Origin of the sequence: Pseudomonas edaphica (assembly GCF_005863185.1) — a bacterium.
Classification (GTDB): domain Bacteria; phylum Pseudomonadota; class Gammaproteobacteria; order Pseudomonadales; family Pseudomonadaceae; genus Aquipseudomonas; species Aquipseudomonas edaphica.
In genome coordinates this window covers 1-917 of the sequence record NZ_VBVZ01001058.1, presented here as the reverse complement: position 1 = coordinate 917, position 917 = coordinate 1, and the positions used below count along the sequence as shown (strand labels likewise).

Annotated in this window: 1 protein-coding gene and 1 pseudogene; both read left to right on the top strand. The window is 63.9% G+C overall.

Annotated features, from left to right (window positions below; translation table 11 throughout):
- Positions 1–125, top strand: a pseudogene (locus FEM54_RS33225) (2-hydroxyacid dehydrogenase); the annotation flags it as partial.
- A 90-nt stretch (positions 126–215) separates the two neighbouring features.
- On the top strand, positions 216–917 hold a 702-nt coding region (locus FEM54_RS33220; RefSeq protein ID WP_240792841.1), incomplete at its 3' end, for a pilus assembly protein TadG-related protein.

Below are 917 nucleotides of genomic sequence, written 5' to 3'. Positions count from 1 at the left end.
CCCATGTCGCCGGCCTGTCGCCGGAAGCGGCCCACGACACCGTGCAGCGCGTGGCCGATAACCTGGTGGAATACTTCGCCGGCCGCCCAGTGCTGACACCGGTTACCCTGCCGCCGCGCAACTAGTAGCGATTAGCCAGCGCCGACGCAAAACCTGACTACACTGCTTGCGGGGATGCTCAGGACGTCGGTGCAGCACCGGCGAAGGAACGCACAATGATTGGCCATGGACTCGGCCCGGCCCGCCAACGCGGCGCCATCGGCCTGATAGGCGCGGTAACCCTTGGTATTGCGCTGCTGTTTCTGCTGCTGGTGGTCGACAGCGGTCGCCTGTACCTGGAGAAACGCAAATTGCAGCGTGTGGCCGATACGGCTGCGCTGGAAGCGGTGAGCCGCAGCGGCACATGCGCGGCGCCCGCTAACAATGCCGCACAATTTGCGACCGAAAGCGCGGCACGCAACAACTTTAGCCTTGACGACAATCGCACGCTGGCGACCGCCTGCGGCACCCTGGCCACCGGCGCAGATTTTATGCGCACGTTCAGCGCCGACCCGAGCAAAACCGATGCCATCCGGGTGATTGCCACCCATCGCGTGCACACCAGCCTTGCCCATGGCTTGCTCACGCTGTTCTCGGGCCAGCCCGTCAACCTGACAACGCTGCTCAGCGCCACCGCCGTCGCCGCCGCACCCACCCCAACGGTTGCCCAGCTCACGGTTCGCAGCACCTTGTTAACGGTGGACAGCACCCAGTCGGTCGCCCTCAACGCCTTGATCGGCGGCCTGCTGGGCGGCAAGTTGCAGTTGGACGCAGTCGGCTGGAATGGGCTGCTCAATACCGATATCAGCTTGCTCAAGTACCTGGATGCGCTGGCCATCCAATTGAAAGTCTGCGCCGGTAACTACAACCATCTGCTC